This window comes from Herbaspirillum sp. Her4 (assembly GCF_057961335.1).
Genome location: NZ_CM176330.1, coordinates 266,761 through 281,512, shown reverse-complemented (window position 1 = coordinate 281,512; position 14,752 = coordinate 266,761). Strand labels below are relative to the sequence as shown.

At 62.5% G+C, this 14,752-nt stretch carries 17 protein-coding genes; 12 read left to right on the top strand and 5 right to left on the bottom strand.

Annotated features, from left to right (window positions below):
• The first annotated feature begins 7 nt into the window (after positions 1 to 7).
• The 5 genes from ctaD to ACWFUC_RS01300 all read left to right on the top strand — a co-directional run bounded on the left by ctaD (position 8) and on the right by ACWFUC_RS01300 (position 3,605).
• On the top strand, positions 8 to 1,627 hold the full coding sequence (gene ctaD / locus ACWFUC_RS01320) for a cytochrome c oxidase subunit I (RefSeq protein WP_088756827.1): 1,620 nt from the start codon (positions 8 to 10) through the stop codon (positions 1,625 to 1,627).
• A gap of 49 nt (positions 1,628 to 1,676) precedes the next feature.
• Positions 1,677 to 1,787 (top strand): cytochrome oxidase small assembly protein, encoded by a 111-nt coding sequence (locus ACWFUC_RS01315; RefSeq protein WP_209532642.1) that lies wholly within the window; start codon positions 1,677 to 1,679, stop codon positions 1,785 to 1,787.
• Complete coding sequence (locus tag ACWFUC_RS01310) at positions 1,784 to 2,356, top strand: cytochrome c oxidase assembly protein (protein WP_039783803.1); 573 nt, start codon at positions 1,784 to 1,786, stop codon at positions 2,354 to 2,356. Before ACWFUC_RS01315 ends, ACWFUC_RS01310 begins: the two co-directional genes overlap by 4 nt.
• A gap of 73 nt (positions 2,357 to 2,429) precedes the next feature.
• Positions 2,430 to 2,606 (top strand): DUF2970 domain-containing protein, encoded by a 177-nt coding sequence (locus ACWFUC_RS01305; protein WP_166675599.1) that lies wholly within the window; start codon positions 2,430 to 2,432, stop codon positions 2,604 to 2,606.
• Between the two features lie 138 nt (positions 2,607 to 2,744).
• Positions 2,745 to 3,605: a cytochrome c oxidase subunit 3 gene (locus ACWFUC_RS01300; RefSeq protein WP_034332705.1), complete on the top strand. Its 861-nt coding sequence runs from the start codon at positions 2,745 to 2,747 to the stop codon at positions 3,603 to 3,605.
• Positions 3,606 to 3,677: 72 nt separating this feature from the next.
• Here ACWFUC_RS01300 and ACWFUC_RS01295 read toward each other — a convergent pair whose 3' ends face one another.
• Entirely contained in the window at positions 3,678 to 3,878 is a 201-nt protein-coding gene (locus ACWFUC_RS01295) for a twin transmembrane helix small protein (protein WP_006461519.1), read from the bottom strand.
• Between the two features lie 108 nt (positions 3,879 to 3,986).
• Between ACWFUC_RS01295 and ACWFUC_RS01290 the strand changes: the two genes are divergently transcribed.
• The 5 genes from ACWFUC_RS01290 to ACWFUC_RS01270 are packed head-to-tail and all read left to right on the top strand — an operon-like array spanning position 3,987 to position 7,996.
• On the top strand, positions 3,987 to 4,703 hold the full coding sequence (locus tag ACWFUC_RS01290) for an SURF1 family protein (RefSeq protein WP_489623888.1): 717 nt from the start codon (positions 3,987 to 3,989) through the stop codon (positions 4,701 to 4,703).
• Positions 4,690 to 5,322: an SCO family protein gene (locus tag ACWFUC_RS01285; RefSeq protein WP_489623887.1), complete on the top strand. Its 633-nt coding sequence runs from the start codon at positions 4,690 to 4,692 to the stop codon at positions 5,320 to 5,322. Before ACWFUC_RS01290 ends, ACWFUC_RS01285 begins: the two co-directional genes overlap by 14 nt.
• A 44-nt stretch (positions 5,323 to 5,366) precedes the next feature.
• On the top strand, positions 5,367 to 6,503 hold the full coding sequence (locus ACWFUC_RS01280) for a COX15/CtaA family protein (RefSeq protein ID WP_329802071.1): 1,137 nt from the start codon (positions 5,367 to 5,369) through the stop codon (positions 6,501 to 6,503).
• Positions 6,500 to 7,393 carry a heme o synthase gene (gene cyoE, locus ACWFUC_RS01275; RefSeq protein ID WP_134223499.1) on the top strand — a complete coding sequence of 298 codons (894 nt, stop codon included), beginning with the start codon at positions 6,500 to 6,502 and terminating at the stop codon, positions 7,391 to 7,393. Before ACWFUC_RS01280 ends, cyoE begins: the two co-directional genes overlap by 4 nt.
• 12 nt (positions 7,394 to 7,405) lie before the next feature.
• Positions 7,406 to 7,996: an SCO family protein gene (locus tag ACWFUC_RS01270; protein ID WP_034332698.1), complete on the top strand. Its 591-nt coding sequence runs from the start codon at positions 7,406 to 7,408 to the stop codon at positions 7,994 to 7,996.
• An 88-nt stretch (positions 7,997 to 8,084) separates the two neighbouring features.
• On the opposite strand, the gene rpoH is transcribed toward ACWFUC_RS01270, so the two are convergent.
• From rpoH to ftsY, 4 genes are all read right to left on the bottom strand, one after another.
• Complete coding sequence (rpoH, locus tag ACWFUC_RS01265; RefSeq protein WP_489623886.1) at positions 8,085 to 8,984, bottom strand: RNA polymerase sigma factor RpoH; 900 nt, start codon at positions 8,982 to 8,984, stop codon at positions 8,085 to 8,087.
• Between the two features lie 562 nt (positions 8,985 to 9,546).
• A complete protein-coding gene (gene ftsX / locus ACWFUC_RS01260) occupies positions 9,547 to 10,470 on the bottom strand; it encodes a permease-like cell division protein FtsX (RefSeq protein WP_034330663.1) in 924 nt (307 codons plus the stop codon).
• Positions 10,467 to 11,159: a cell division ATP-binding protein FtsE gene (locus tag ACWFUC_RS01255; protein WP_121040482.1), complete on the bottom strand. Its 693-nt coding sequence runs from the start codon at positions 11,157 to 11,159 to the stop codon at positions 10,467 to 10,469. Before ACWFUC_RS01255 ends, ftsX begins: the two co-directional genes overlap by 4 nt.
• A 4-nt stretch (positions 11,160 to 11,163) precedes the next feature.
• Complete coding sequence (gene ftsY, locus ACWFUC_RS01250) at positions 11,164 to 12,384, bottom strand: signal recognition particle-docking protein FtsY (protein WP_134136932.1); 1,221 nt, start codon at positions 12,382 to 12,384, stop codon at positions 11,164 to 11,166.
• Positions 12,385 to 12,553: 169 nt separating this feature from the next.
• On the opposite strand from ftsY, the gene ACWFUC_RS01245 reads away from it, so the two are divergent.
• Together ACWFUC_RS01245 and ACWFUC_RS01240 are read left to right on the top strand one after the other, a co-directional pair.
• Positions 12,554 to 13,933, top strand: a complete 1,380-nt coding sequence (locus ACWFUC_RS01245; RefSeq protein WP_121040478.1) for a M16 family metallopeptidase — start codon at positions 12,554 to 12,556, stop codon at positions 13,931 to 13,933.
• A 136-nt stretch (positions 13,934 to 14,069) separates the two neighbouring features.
• Entirely contained in the window at positions 14,070 to 14,729 is a 660-nt protein-coding gene (locus ACWFUC_RS01240; RefSeq protein ID WP_209532664.1) for a ParA family protein, read from the top strand.
• Positions 14,730 to 14,752: the final 23 nt, after the last annotated feature.

The window sequence follows — 14,752 nt, the reverse complement described above, 5'->3', positions numbered from 1 at the left end:
ACCGGACATGACTACCACCGTCGATCACGCCCCCGATCATTCCCACGATCACGGGCATGGGCACGCTCACGATGACCACGCGCACGACCATCCGCACGGCTGGCGGCGCTGGCTCTTTGCCACCAACCACAAGGACATCGGTACGCTCTACCTGTGGTTCTCGTTCACCATGCTGCTCTCGGGCGGCGTGCTGGCGCTGTTGATCCGGGCCGAGCTGTTCCAGCCGGGCCTGCAGTTCTTCCGTCCTGAATTCTTCAACCAGTTGACCACCATGCACGGCCTGGTGATGGTGTTCGGTGCGATCATGCCGGCCTTCGTGGGCTTCGCCAACTGGATGATCCCGCTGCAGATCGGGGCGTCCGACATGGCCTTTGCGCGCATGAACAACTTCTCGTTCTGGCTGCTGCCGCCGGCCGCGCTCCTGCTGGCCGGTTCCTTCCTGGTACCGGGCGGCGCCACCGCGGCCGGCTGGACGCTGTATGCGCCGCTGTCGACCCAGATGGGCCCCGGCATGGACATGGGCATCTTCGCCATGCACATCATGGGCGCGTCTTCCATCATGGGCTCGATCAACATCATCGTTACCATCCTGAACATGCGCGCGCCCGGCATGACGCTGATGAAGATGCCCATGTTCTGCTGGACCTGGCTCATCACCGCCTACCTGCTCATCGCCGTCATGCCGGTGCTGGCCGGTGCCATCACCATGACGCTGACCGACCGTCACTTCGGTACCTCCTTCTTCAACGCCGCCGGTGGCGGTGACCCGGTGATGTACCAGCACATCTTCTGGTTCTTCGGCCACCCCGAGGTCTACATCATGATCCTGCCGGCCTTCGGCATCGTCTCGCAGATCATCCCGGCCTTCGCGCGCAAGCCGCTGTTCGGCTATGCCTCGATGGTGTATGCGACCGCTTCGATTGCGATCCTGTCCTTCATCGTCTGGGCGCACCACATGTTCACCACCGGCATGCCGGTGACGGCGCAGCTGTTCTTCATGTACGCCACCATGCTGATCGCCGTGCCCACCGGCGTGAAGATCTTCAACTGGATCGCCACCATGTGGCGCGGCTCCATGACCTTCGAGACGCCGATGCTGTTCTCGGTGGGCTTCATCTTCGTCTTCACCATGGGCGGCTTCACCGGCCTGATCCTGGCGGTGACGCCGATCGACATCCAGATGCAGGATACCTACTACGTGGTGGCGCACTTCCACTACGTGCTGGTGGCCGGTTCGCTCTTCGCGCTCTTCGCCGGCTACTACTACTGGGGCCCGAAGTGGACCGGCTTCATGTACAACGAATGGCGCGGCAAGTTCCACTTCTGGGCCTCGCTGATCACCTTCAACATCACCTTCTTCCCGATGCACTTCCTGGGGCTGGCGGGCATGCCGCGCCGCTATGCGGATTATCCGGCGCAGTTCACCGACTTCAACATGATCGCCTCCATCGGCGCCTTCGGGTTCGGGCTGTCGCAGGTGTACTTCCTGTTCTTCGTGGTGATCCCCTCGATCAAGGGTGGCAAGAAAGCCGAAGCCAAGCCGTGGGAAGGTGCGGAAGGCCTGGAATGGACCGTGCCCAGCCCGGCGCCTTTCCACACCTTCGAAGAACCACCGGTGGTGAAGTAAACGCCTGTGGATAACACAAGTCATCACCCCTAATGCAAAGGCAACCCTCATGACCGAACGCAAGAAACCCAACAACCTGCGCACAGGCCTCCTGCTGGGGCTGGTGGCGCTGGCCTTCTTCGTCGGCATCTTCATCAACCGCATCTGGTTTGCCAAATGAGCAGAGATGACGATCAGGTAGAAGAGACGACATCACGCGGCCTGAACCGCGTGATGTTCAGGAAGCTGCTGGTGGTGGCGGTGCTGATGTTCGGCTTTGGCTATGCGCTCATCCCGGTCTATCGCAAGATCTGCGAAGTGACCGGCGTGAACTTCCTCACGCCCAAGGATGTGACGGTGGAAGCGCCGGCCAATACGCAGATCGACAAGACGCGCACCATCACCGTGGAGTTCGATGGCAATGCACAGGGACCGTGGCGCTTCCGCCCGACGGTGGCCAGCATGCAGGTGCACCCCGGCGAGATGACGCAGGTCACCTACGAAGTGGTCAACACCCAGCCGCGCAATGTGGATGCACAGGCCATCCCGAGCTATGCACCGCTGCAGTCGGCGGCCTTCTTCAAGAAGGTGGAGTGCTTCTGTTTCACGCAGCAGACATTGGGACCAAACCAGGCCAAGCAGATGCCGGTGGTGTTCTATATCGACCCCAAGCTGCCCAAGGAAGTGACCACGATCACGCTGTCCTATACCTTCTTCGAGATCAACGGCAAGGCCAAGACGGCGGGCTGACCAGCCCCGAGGAGCGGGTGTGAACGATGAGCTGAAACAGGCGGCCCGGCGCAAGGCCTCCTTCGGCGCGACGATGAAGGCGGTGTTCTGGTCCTTCTTCGGCGTGCGCAAGCGCAAGGATTACGAGTCGGATGCAGCACGGCTGAATCCGGTGCACGTCATCATCGCCGGCATTCTCGGTGCGGTGATCTTCGTGACCGTGCTGGTGAGCATCGTCAAGCTGGTGGTACGCAGCGCGGCAGGTGGATGAGGCTGATCGAGACTGACCGAAAAAGAGCATTAAGGAAACGTAAACCCTGTATCGCAAGAGCATTCAACGCAGCTTAATGCCCATGTTTGCTGCTCTTGCCCAGGCCAGGACAATCGGATTTCGTACCGGGAGAAGAACATGAGTTCTCAACAAGCCAAGGCACCCCATTATTTCGTTCCAGGCCCGTCGCGCTGGCCGATGATGGCGGGCATTTCCATGCTCATTACCATGATCGGGGCCTCGGCCTGGGTCAATGGCGTCTCGTGGGCGCCTTACGTCAACATCCTCGGCATCCTGATGGTGCTGGTGGTGCTGTACTACTGGTTCGGGGATGCGATCCGCGAATCGGAGTCGGGCCTCTACAGCGAGCGCATCGACCTGTCCTATCGCTGGAGCATGAGCTGGTTCATCTTCTCGGAGGTGATGTTCTTCGCGGCCTTCTTCGGCGCGCTGTTCTATGCGCGCAGCATCACCATGCCGTGGCTGGCCGATCTGGACCACAAGGTGATCTGGCCCGACTTCACCGGACAATGGGGCAATGTCGGCCCGGCCGGCACGGTGGAGAATTTCACCACCATGGGTCCGTTCCCGATCCCGACCATCAACACCTTGCTGCTGCTGACCTCGGGCGTGACGCTGACCATTTCGCACCACGCCATGCGCGCCGGCCATCGCGCGCAGACGGCCGTGTGGCTGTTCCTGACCATCCTGCTGGGGGCGGTCTTCATGGGCTTCCAGGCCTATGAATACATCCACGCCTACAGCGAGCTCAACCTCAAGCTCACCTCCGGCATCTACGGCTCGACCTTCTTCATGCTGACCGGCTTCCACGGCTTCCACGTGACCATGGGCGCGATCATGCTGTCGGTGGTGCTCTATCGCGTGCTGCGCGGGCACTTCACGCCCACGCATCACTTCGCCTTCGAAGGTGCGGCGTGGTACTGGCACTTCGTGGATGTGGTGTGGCTGGGCCTGTATGTGGTGGTGTACTGGCTGTAAGGCAGGCAACGTCTGCGCCATGACAAAGCCGCACTTCGGTGCGGCTTTTTTGTGGGGTGCGTGCGGATGACCTCAGCGGATGCCGGTCGGCTGTATCCAGCCCAGCTTGTAGCTCAGCAGGATGAAGAGGAACAGCGCCACCGAGAAGCCGACCCGCAGCGTCAGCGCCTGGACCGTGCGATTGCTTTTGCCCTTGTCGCGCATCAGGAAGATCAGTGCCGAGGCCAGGCTGGCCAGGATCAGGATGAAGGCGATGGCGACGATGATTTTCATGAGGATGGAACCCTGTCTCCGAAGGCGTGCATGCGGTATGCTGCGACGCTGATGTGCAAGATTTTTTCTTGTCCTGTGTGCGCTTCATTGTAAGGCCAAACTTCATCGATGCCGACCCGATTCGTTTTTCGCCTCATCCCGTTTTGCGCCACGCTGCTCGTGGCTGCCGCCGGCATTGCGCTGGGCCAGTGGCAGACGCATCGCGCCGAGGAAAAGCTGGGCTTGCAGCAGCGCATGCAGGCGCGGGGCAGCGAGGCTCCTCTGAGTGCGCTGCCGGTTGATGCGAGCGATGCGGAGTTTCGACAGATCCGCCTGCGCGGCCACTATCTTCCGCAGTGGACGCTGTATCTGGAGAACCGCCCCTACAACGGCGTAGTCGGTTTCCATGTCCTCACGCTGTTCCAGCCCGAGGGCAGTGGACCGGCCGTGGTCGTGGCACGTGGCTGGGCTCCGCGCGATGCGTCCGATCGCACGCGTGTGCCGCAGGTGCCGCCGCCATCAGGAGTCACCGAGGTGGAAGGCATCCTGCGCCGCGATGCCGGGCATGTGCTGCAACTGGGGACGGCCGATGCGCCGCGTCCGCAAGCCATCCTGCAGAATCTCGATGTGCCGGCACTGGCCAAGGCCAGCGGGGTGCCGCTCGCACCGCTGGTGATCGAGCAGGGCGGGGCGGCGGGCGATACCTTGGTGCGCGACTGGCCCGCTCCTTCATTGGGCATCGATCGTCATCGCGGCTATGCCGTGCAGTGGTATGCACTGGCGGGCATGGCTCTTCTTTTTTTCATCGTGACAGGATTCAAACGTGGTCGTCATGACAAAGCCTGAAGCTCCACAATCCGCGCAAGCCGCATCCATCGACGAGGCGCGCCGCCGCCGCATCGGCCGCTGGAAGATGCTGGCGGTGGTGGCCGTGTGTGCCGCACCGCTCATCGCTTCCTACCTCACCTATTACGTGATCAAGCCGCAGAGCCGCAACAACTATGGTGCGCTGATCGATCCGCGCCAGTATCCGATTCCGGATCTGGGCAGCAGTGCCATCGATGGCGGTCCGGCCAAGCTGCAGGATTACAAGGGCAAGTGGGTGATGCTGCAGGTCGATCGCGGCGACTGCGGCGAACCCTGCCAGAAGAAACTGCTGACCATGCGCCAGCTGCGGCTGATGCAAGGCAAGGAAATGGAGCGCATCGAGCGCGTATGGCTGGTCACGGATCGCGCGCCGATTGCGACCATGCTCCTGCGCGAATTCGACGGAACCGATATCCTTCGGGTTGACGCCGGCAAATTGCAGTCCTGGTTGCCGGCCGATGCCGGCACCTCGGCCGAAGACCACATCTACCTGATCGACCCGCTGGGCAACCTGATGATGCGCTTCCCCAAGGACCCCGATCCCGGCAAGATGAAGAAGGACATTTCCAAATTGCTGCGCGCTTCCTCCATCGGCTGATGCGGATGGATCCCCTGCGCGCAGTGACGCACGTTTGACTCAAGATGAATGCAACGACGCTGATACAACTGGGCCTGACCGGGCTCGTGGTGGCCCTGATTCCGCTGGCGCTGGTGTGGCGCGCACAGGGCGTGGCCAACAAATACCGCAAGCTGGTGTGGGTGACGCTGTTCTTTACCTTCGACCTGATCATGTTCGGGGCCTTCACGCGCCTGACCGATTCGGGCCTCGGCTGTCCCGACTGGCCGGGCTGCTACAGCCATGCCAATCCGCTGCTGGCGCACGAGCACATCAATGCCGCGCAGGAGGCCATGCCGTTTGGTCCGGTGACCTGGGCCAAGGCCTGGATCGAAATGATCCACCGCTATTTCGCCATGGCCGTGGGCTTCCTCATCATCGTGCTGATGGTGGCCGCCTGGCGGCGCTGGATCAAGTCGGGCAAGACCGAACTGCAGTTCCGTCCCTGGTTCCCGACGGCGCTCCTGGGCTTCGTCTGCCTGCAGGGCGCCTTCGGTGCGTGGACCGTGACCATGAAGCTGCAACCGATCATCGTCACCATCCACCTGCTGCTGGGCCTGACGCTCCTGGCCATGCTGGCCTGGCTGGGGGCGCGGCAGGAGCAGCATGTGCCGGTCTCGCCCGCAGGCCGTGCGCTGATCGTGCCGGCCACCATCGGCGCGGCCTTGCTGGGCTTGCAGATTGCGCTGGGCGGCTGGGTCAGCACCAATTACGCGGCGCTGGCCTGTTCCGATTTCCCGCTGTGCAATGGCAAGCTGGTGCCGGAGATGGACTTCGAACATGGCTTCACGCTCTGGCGCCATCTCGGCATGACCTCCTCGGGCGACTACCTGCCGGTGGAAGCGCTGACCGCGATCCACTGGGTGCATCGCAGTTTTGCCTTTGTCGTCATCTTGTATGTTGTATGGCTGGCACACCGCGCGCTGCGTGATGAAGGCTTGCGCAAGACCGCCCGCTGGATGCTGACGGTGCTGGGTTTGCAGCTCTGTACTGGTCTGGCGACCATCTATCTGAACTGGCCGCTGGCCATTGCGGTGATCCACAACGGCGGCGCGGCGCTGCTGGTCATCCTGATGGTCATGTTAAACTACAAGGTCCGTTACGCACCCTCCGGCCTGGCCGCCGCTGCTCCACCAGCATCCGCCCGGCCCGTCACGCCATGACCACATTGACCGCCCAACCCAACCGCATCGCCCAGTACTGGGCACTGACCAAGCCGCGCGTGACGCAGCTGGCAGTGTTCTGTGCCGTGATCGGCATGTTCCTTTCCACGCCCGACCTGCCGGACTGGCACAAGGTCATCTTCGGCACGCTGGGCATCTGGCTGCTGGCCGGCGCGGCCTTCGCCATCAATTGCCTGGTCGAGCGCGAGATCGATTCGCGCATGGCCCGCACCGCCCGCCGTCCGATGGCGCGCGGCGAAATCACGGTGGGACAGACGCTGGTGTTCTCGGGCGTGCTGGGTGGCCTGGGCATGTGGGTGCTGTACAACCTGGTCAATCCGCTGACCATGTGGCTGACCTTCGCCACCTTCGTCGGCTACGCCATCATCTACACCATCATCCTGAAACCGGCGACCTCGCAGAACATCGTCATCGGCGGCCTGGCCGGCGCCATGCCGCCCGCGCTGGGCTGGGCGGCCATGGCCAATGACGTGCCGATGCAGGCCTGGGTGCTGGTGATGATCATCTTCATCTGGACCCCGCCGCACTTCTGGGCGCTGGCCATGTACCGCCGCGACGATTACGCCAAGTCCGGCCTGCCGATGCTGCCCATCACGCATGGCATGGATGTCACCAAGCTGCACATCCTGATGTACACCATTGCACTGCTGGCGGTGAGCATGCTGCCCTTCGCCATCGGCATGAGCGGCCTGATCTACCTGGGTACCGCCATCGTGCTGGGTGCGATCTTCTTCTGGTATTCGTGGCAGATCTATCGCCACTACACCGACCTGATCGCGCGCAAGGCCTTTGCTTATTCGATCGTCTACCTGTCCATCCTGTTTGCGGTGCTGCTGGTGGACCATTATTTCCTGTTCCGCAGTTTCTGATTCCTTGAACGCATGAAACGATTCCTCTCGGCGCTGCTGCTGGCTGGCTGCGCAACGCTGCTGGCGGCCTGCGGGCCGTCCAAGCCTGAACTGAAGTTCAACAATACCGATGTCACCGGGCTGGATTACGCGAAGGACTTCGCACTGACCGACCACACCGGCAAGCCGCGCACTCTGGCCGATTTCAAGGGCAAGGTGGTGGTGATGTTCTTCGGCTATACCCAGTGCCCGGACGTGTGCCCGACCACCATGGTCGAGATGTCCAACGTCATGAAGGAACTGGGGCCGGACGCCGACCGCGTGCAGGTGCTCTTCGTGACCGTCGATCCGGAGCGGGATACCCAGGAAGTGCTGGCGCAATACGTGCCGGCCTTCGACAAGCGTTTCCTTGGCTTGCGCGGCGATCTGCAGCAGACCGAGAAGGTGGCCAAGGAATTCAAGGTGTTCTACCAGAAGGTGCCGGGCAAGCAGCCGGGCAGCTATACGATGGATCACACGGCGGGCAGCTACGTATTCGATCCGCAGGGACACATCCGCCTGTTCGTCAAGCACGGACAAGGGCCGCAGACGCTGGCGCATGACATCAAGCTGCTGCTGTCGTGATGGCTTGAAACGATATAAATCGTTTGGATAAAAAGAAAGGCACCCGAGGGTGCCTTTTTCATTGCTGCTGACCTGAATGAAATCCGGATCAGGAATAAGCCTGCAGCGCGGTCTTCATTTTCCTCAGCGCGACTGCTTCGATCTGGCGGATACGCTCGGCCGACACGCCGAACTCGTCAGCCAGTTCATGCAGGGTTGCACCCGAGCCGTCGTCATTGGCCAGCCAGCGGGCTTCGACGATGCGGCGCGAACGGTCATCCAGCTTGGACAGGGCCGCTTCCAGGCCTTCGGATTGCAGGCGGTCGTACTGCTTGGCTTCGATCACGCGGGTCGGTTCCGAATTGTCGGAGGACAGGTAGGCGATGGGGGCGAACTTGTCATCTTCATCATCGGTGGGCGACTCCAGGGCGATGTCGCGACCGGACAGACGGGTTTCCATCTCGATCACTTCTTCGCGCTTGACGTCCAGGGTCTTGGCCAGGGCCTCGACCTGGGCCGGCGTCATCGCGTCCAGGCCTTCCTTGTGGCTGCGCAGGTTGAAGAACAGCTTGCGCTGGGCCTTGGTGGTCGCGACCTTCACGAGACGCCAGTTCTTCAGGATGTACTCGTGGATCTCGGCCTTGATCCAGTGCATGGCATAAGACACCAGACGCACGTTCTGGGCCGGGTCGAAGCGCTTGACGGCCTTCATCAGGCCGATATTGCCTTCCTGGATCAGGTCGGCGTGCGGCAGGCCGTAGCCGAGATAGCCACGGGCAATCGACACCACCAAGCGCAGGTGCGACAGCACCATCTTCTGAGCGGCGCCCAGGTCGTTCTTTTCACGCAGGTCGCGCGCCAGCTTGATCTCTTCTTCGTGGGTCAGCATGGGCAGGCGGTTCACTGCCGAGATATACGCGTCGATATTGCCCAGGCTGCCGGAAAAACCCAGCGCGAGTGCATTGGACTCGGCAGGCATGAGTGCAGTGTGTGCAGACGCAGTTTTCATGGATTCTCCTTGGTTCCTTTGCGGAAACAGTATGAAACGGTAGGAAGCGGATGCTTCGGTTGCCGGGGGCAATGTTGCCAACTTCCCCGGCGCGGCCAACGTGGCCAGACGCTGTTTGGTGCTGTGCTCCGATAAAACTGGAGCAATTCAATAAGGTATTCTAGCACTCGTCACCCAAGAGTGCTAATTGCATGATGGTGCGGTGTTGATAGCCAAGAACTATTGCTTCTCAGCTAATCATTGCGTTGCTTCCCCTTCATATTAGTCGCCTTTGGGCGACAAAAGTTGCGATTGGGGTCAAAAGGGGGCCAGAAACTTGTAACACTTTTTTGCAGCGCGCCAAGTGAGGGGCAAGGCGCAGGAAATGGCCATCCTGCATTGGGAAGCTTCGGTGCTGGGGGGGGGTGGTAAACCGGTCAAATGAACTTGGCTTCAAGTAGAAGACGATCTGACGCCGCTCTTATTGTATGGGCAGCAGGATCAGGTGAATGTTCCTGTCAAAAAAGGAAAGCCCGCATGAGCGGGCTTTCTGGCTTGGCGAACCGGATGGCTGAGCTGGCGCTCAAGCCTTCCTGGCCAACTGCCTGCGCACCGAGAGCATCGCCCCGAACAAGCCCAACAAGCCGCTGATGGCCAGCAGCAGGCCGATGGCCATGGGGCTGGGCAGGGCCAGCTGGAATTCCGAGGCATACAGGTGGGCGAAATCCAGGATGGCTTCATTGAGCGGCTGCTGCGCCGCCACCACCAGCCCCAGCGCCACCGCGCCCGCACACAGGCCCAGCAGCGCGCCGGTGTAATAGAACGGACGATAGATGAAGGAATTGGTCGCCCCGAACAGCCGCGAGACCTCGATTTCGTCGCGCTGCGTCATCACCTGCAGGCGAATCGTGTTGAAGACGACCGCCACCACCACCGCCCCCAGCGTGATCCCCAGGAACAGCAGCACCAGTCGCAGGATGCGCAGCAGCGCCGCCAGGCGCTTGACCCATTCGGAATCGATCTGCACCGTATCCACGCCCGGCTGCTTCTTGAGCTGCTGGGCGATGTCGTCCACCCGGCTGGCATTCATGGCGTTCTCGAAGCCGGGCAGGCGCACCACGTAGCTGTCCGGCAGCGGATTGCTGCCCAGCGTGGCGAGCACGTCGGCCAGGCCGGTCTTGCTCTTCATCGCATCGAAGGCTTTTTCGCGCGGGATGAACTCGACCTTGCCATTGGTGTTGCTGTCCTTCAACACCTGGCTGATGGTCTTGCCCACGGCCTGCGCGGCCTCGCGGCTGGCATCGGGTTTCATGAAGATGCTGATCTCCGGTTCCACCGACATCTGCTCCGAGATCGGGCGCACGTTTTCCAGCGCCGAGAGGCCGGCAAAGGGCAGCGCCAGCGCAATCGAGACCACCAGCACGTTCAACAGGAAATTGCCCGGCGAGCGCAGCAGGTGGCGCAGGGCGTCCGCAATGGCGGCGAAATGCTGTCGGAGCCAGTTCATGGCGACACCTCCACGGGATTGGCCACGCCGTTGTGCCAGCCATCGACGATGCGGCCACGGTCCAGGTAGATGATGCGGTCGGCACCGGTGAGGAAATTTTCGTCGTGGGTCGAGATCAGGCAGGTCACGCCCACGCCGTGGAAGGATTTCAGGGCGGCCAGCACCTTGTTGGCATTGGCCCGGTCCAGATTGGCCGTCGGCTCGTCAGCCAGAATGATCTGCGGACGGTTGACGATGGCGCGCGCAATGGCCACGCGCTGCTGCTCACCGCCGGACAGTTCCAGCGGCTCGCACATGGCCTTCTCCAGCAGGTCGACCTTGTCGAGCGCGGCGCGGGCGCGCTTTTCCGCATCCGGGCGGGAAGAGCCGGTCACGATCAGCGGCAGCATCACGTTGGCCAGCAGATTACGGTCCAGCAACAGCTTCTGCTGCTGGAAGATCAGCCCCAGGTTGCGCCGCAGGTAGGGCAGGCCGGAAGGTTTCAAGCCCGCGATGTCGGTGCCGCTGACGGTGAGCTTGCCCGAAGTGGGCCGCTCGATGGCCGCGATCATCTTCAGCAGCGTGGACTTGCCGGCACCGGAAGGGCCGGCCAAAAAGATCAATTCGCCCTTCTTCACCGACAACGTAATGTCGCGCAGGGCATAGACCTCGCGCGCGTATTGCTTGGAAACCCGGGTAAATTCAATCATCGGTTCAACTCAGGAGGGCATCGACGAATTCGGTGGCATTGAACGGCTGCAGGTCTTCGATCTTCTCGCCCACGCCGATGAAGTACAGCGGCACCGGGCGGGTCTTGGCGATGGCGGCCAGGATGCCGCCCTTGGCGGTGCCATCCAGCTTGGTCACCACCAGGCCGGTCAGCCCCAGCGCATCATCGAAGGCCTTGACCTGGGCCAGCGCATTCTGGCCGGTGTTGCCGTCGATGACCAGCAGCACTTCATGCGGTGCCGAGTTCATCGCCTTGGCAATGACCCGCTTGATCTTCTTGAGTTCATCCATCAGGTGCAATTGCGTCGGCAGGCGGCCGGCGGTATCGACCATCACCACATGGGTGCCTCGGGCTTGCGCCGAATGCACCGAGTCATACGCCACGGCGGCCGGATCACCGGATTCCTGCGCGATCACCTGGACGTTGTTGCGCTCGCCCCAGACCGCCAACTGCTCGCGGGCCGCAGCGCGGAAGGTGTCGCCGGCGGCCAGCAGCACCGACTGGCCGTGCGCCTGCAGATGCAGGGCCAGCTTGCCGATGGTGGTGGTCTTGCCGGCACCGTTGACGCCGGCAATCATCATCACCAGCGGCTTGTCGCGGCCCAGCACCAGCGGGCGCTGCAGCGGCTGCAGCAGGTCGATCAGCAGGGTGCGCAGGGCGGTGCGCACCTGGGCGGCTTCGGTCAGGCGCTCGTTTTTGACTTTTTTCTTCAGTTCGGCCAGCAGCCACTGGGTGGCTTCCACGCCGGCGTCCGATACCAGCAGGGCCGATTCCAGTTCCTCGTACAAGTCTTCATCGATGCGCGCACCCACGAACAGCGTGGTCAGGTTGCTCGAGGTCTTGGACAGCCCGGCCTTCAGGCGCGACAGCCACGAGCGCTTGACCTCTGGGGCCGGTTCCGGCGCGGCGACGATCTCGACTTCTTCGGCGGCCTCTTCGACGGCGGCCACCGGCTCCGGGGGGGCGGCCGGGGCAGTCAAGGGTTGGGGCACAGGCTCCGGGTCAGCGATCGGCGTCGGGGCTGGGGGTGCTACCGGTGCAGGCGCGGCAACTGGTGGCTGAACCGCAGCGGGAGCGGCAGGAGCAGGAGCAACGGATTCAGTCGGGGGCGGAACCACCGGGGCCGGCTGGGCTGCCGGTTCGGCCTGGGGCGGCAGCGCGGGTTGCGCTTCCGGTTTGGGTTTTCTTTTGAAAAAACTGAACATCGGATGGCGGATAGGCTGGATGGTAGCTGCGGCCGGGGCGGGGGAGGGCGGGACGGCAGGCGCGTGGCTGCCCTGACAACCGCAGTGGACAGGTTACAATTGCCCTTCCACAAGACCCGCGCATGGCCGCCAGGGTCAATGAATACTGCATTTTATCAGAGCACAGCCCATGAAATCGAAGATCAGAGCCCTCCTGGCCACCGCCCTGCTGAGCCTCCTGGCCGCTACGGCGGCGCAGGTGCGGGCCGAGCCGGCGCGCGAATTCGTGCTGGCCAACGGCATGAAAGTGGTCGTCAAGGAAGACCGGCGCGCCCCCACGGCGGTGCAGATGGTCTGGTACAAGGTCGGCAGCATCGATGAACTCAACGGCACCACCGGGGTATCGCATGCGCTGGAACACATGATGTTCAAGGGCACCAAGAACCACAAGGTCGGCGAATTCAGCCGCCTGGTGGCCGAGCTGGGCGGGCAGGAAAACGCCTTCACCGCCAATGACTTCACCGCCTACTTCCAGCAGATCGAAAAGAGCCATCTGGAAAAGGTGATGGCGCTCGAAGCCGACCGCATGGCCAACCTGCAATTCGACGCCAAGGAATTCGCCAAGGAAATCCGCGTCATCATGGAAGAACGCCGCTGGCGCACCGATGACCAGCCCATGGGCCTGCTGAATGAAGCCCTGAACGCCGCCGCCTGGACCGCCCACCCCTATCACCACCCCGTGGTCGGCTGGATGGACGACCTGCAGCACATGACGGTGCAGGACATCGCCGGCTGGTATCGCCAGTGGTACGCCCCCAACAACGCCACCCTGGTGGTGGCCGGGGACGTCGACGCCCAGCGCGTGCTGGCCCTGGCCAAAAAATATTTCGGCAAGATCCCGTCCCACCCCGTGCCCCAGGGCAAGCCGCAGAACGAGCCCGAGCAACTGGGCTTGCGCCGCGTCACCGTCAAGGCACCGGCTGAAAATCCTTATGTCGTGATGGCCTGGAAGGTGCCCGCCCTGCGCAATGTGGAAGCCGACCAGGAAGCCTACGCCCTCGACGTGCTCTCCGCCGTGCTGGATGGCTATGACAATGCCCGCCTGACAGCCAACCTGATCCGCACCGCCAGCCAGGCCACTGCAGTCGGTGCCAGCTACAGCGGTGTAGCACGCGGCCCGGTGCTGTTCACGCTGGAAGGCAGCCCGGCCAACGGCGTTTCCACCGAACAGCTGGAAGGCCTGCTGCGCGCCGAAGTGCAGCGCATCGCCAGCGAAGGCGTCTCCGAGCAGGAACTGCAGCGCGTCAAGACGCAACTGATCGCCTCGCAGGTCTACAAGCGCGATTCCGTTTTCGGCCAGGCCATGGAGATCGGCATGATGGAAACCACCGGCCTGGGCCAGAAGAACATCGACCGCATCATCGACCGCCTCAAAAGCGTGACCGCCGCCCAGGTGCAGGCGGTGGCCCAGAAATACTTCAAGGACGATACGCTCACGGTCGCCACGCTGGTCCCGCTGCCGCTGAACGGCAAGAAGCCCGCCGCGCCGCCGCCCGGCCTGTTGCATTGAGGATTGACGTTTTTTGCACCATTAAGCCGGGATGAATGCTGTATCGAACGGCATTAACGCAGGCTTAATGGGATGCCCAAGTCGCTGAGTTCTTCCTTTCCTGATCGATCGGCTTCTGTTCTTTACGGAGAAAACCATGCCCGTCATCGTCGTCGCCAACCCCAAGGGAGGCGTAGGCAAGACCACCCTGGCCACCAACCTGGCCGGTTATTTCGCAAGTCTTGGCCATGCCGTCATGCTGGGCGACATCGACCGCCAGCAGTCTTCGCGCGCCTGGCTGTCGATCCGTCCGGAACAGGCGCGCCCCATCAGCACCTGGGACATCAACGAGGACTACGTCGCCAAGCCCCCCAAGGGCAGCACCCACGTGGTGCTGGACACGCCCGCCGGGCTGCATGGCTGGCGTCTCAACGATACCCTCAAGCTGGCCGACAAGATCCTGGTGCCGCTGCAGCCCTCGATTTTCGACATCCTGGCCACCCAGGATTTCCTGCGCCGCCTGGCCAATGAAAAGGCGGTGCGCGATGGCCAGATCGATGTCGGCATCGTCGGCATGCGGGTCGATGCCCGCACCCGCTCGGCCGAGCAGCTGCAGCGCTTCATCGAGGGCCTGAAGCTGCCGGTGCTGGGCCATCTGCGCGATACGCAGAACTACGTGCAACTGGCTGCACACGGTCTGACCCTGTGGGATATCGCGCCCTCGCGCGTGCAGCGCGATCTCGACCAGTGGCAGCCCATCCTGCAGTGGCTGGGCGGGCAGCCGGCCGCTGAGCCCGACCCTGAACAGAACGCCTGACATCACGCTTGCCCCGTCGCTTT

Bases quoted from the DNA above. Each gene is read 5' to 3' on its own strand.
- ctaD (WP_088756827.1), top strand. From the start codon at position 8: ATGACTACCACCGTCGATCACGCCCCCGATCATTCCCACGATCACGGG.
- ACWFUC_RS01295 (WP_006461519.1), bottom strand. From the start codon at position 3,878: ATGAAAATCATCGTCGCCATCGCCTTCATCCTGATCCTGGCCAGCCTG.
- ACWFUC_RS01280 (WP_329802071.1), top strand. From the start codon at position 5,367: ATGAATGCAACGACGCTGATACAACTGGGCCTGACCGGGCTCGTGGTG.
- ftsX (WP_034330663.1), bottom strand. From the start codon at position 10,470: ATGAACTGGCTCCGACAGCATTTCGCCGCCATTGCGGACGCCCTGCGC.
- ACWFUC_RS01315 (WP_209532642.1), top strand. From the start codon at position 1,677: ATGACCGAACGCAAGAAACCCAACAACCTGCGCACAGGCCTCCTGCTG.
- ACWFUC_RS01240 (WP_209532664.1), top strand. From the start codon at position 14,070: ATGCCCGTCATCGTCGTCGCCAACCCCAAGGGAGGCGTAGGCAAGACC.
- ACWFUC_RS01270 (WP_034332698.1), top strand. From the start codon at position 7,406: ATGAAACGATTCCTCTCGGCGCTGCTGCTGGCTGGCTGCGCAACGCTG.
- ACWFUC_RS01245 (WP_121040478.1), top strand. From the start codon at position 12,554: ATGAAATCGAAGATCAGAGCCCTCCTGGCCACCGCCCTGCTGAGCCTC.
- ftsY (WP_134136932.1), bottom strand. From the start codon at position 12,384: ATGTTCAGTTTTTTCAAAAGAAAACCCAAACCGGAAGCGCAACCCGCG.
- ACWFUC_RS01300 (WP_034332705.1), top strand. From the start codon at position 2,745: ATGAGTTCTCAACAAGCCAAGGCACCCCATTATTTCGTTCCAGGCCCG.
- ACWFUC_RS01290 (WP_489623888.1), top strand. From the start codon at position 3,987: ATGCCGACCCGATTCGTTTTTCGCCTCATCCCGTTTTGCGCCACGCTG.
- ACWFUC_RS01305 (WP_166675599.1), top strand. From the start codon at position 2,430: ATGAAGGCGGTGTTCTGGTCCTTCTTCGGCGTGCGCAAGCGCAAGGAT.
- cyoE (WP_134223499.1), top strand. From the start codon at position 6,500: ATGACCACATTGACCGCCCAACCCAACCGCATCGCCCAGTACTGGGCA.
- ACWFUC_RS01255 (WP_121040482.1), bottom strand. From the start codon at position 11,159: ATGATTGAATTTACCCGGGTTTCCAAGCAATACGCGCGCGAGGTCTAT.
- ACWFUC_RS01285 (WP_489623887.1), top strand. From the start codon at position 4,690: ATGACAAAGCCTGAAGCTCCACAATCCGCGCAAGCCGCATCCATCGAC.
- rpoH (WP_489623886.1), bottom strand. From the start codon at position 8,984: ATGAAAACTGCGTCTGCACACACTGCACTCATGCCTGCCGAGTCCAAT.
- ACWFUC_RS01310 (WP_039783803.1), top strand. From the start codon at position 1,784: ATGAGCAGAGATGACGATCAGGTAGAAGAGACGACATCACGCGGCCTG.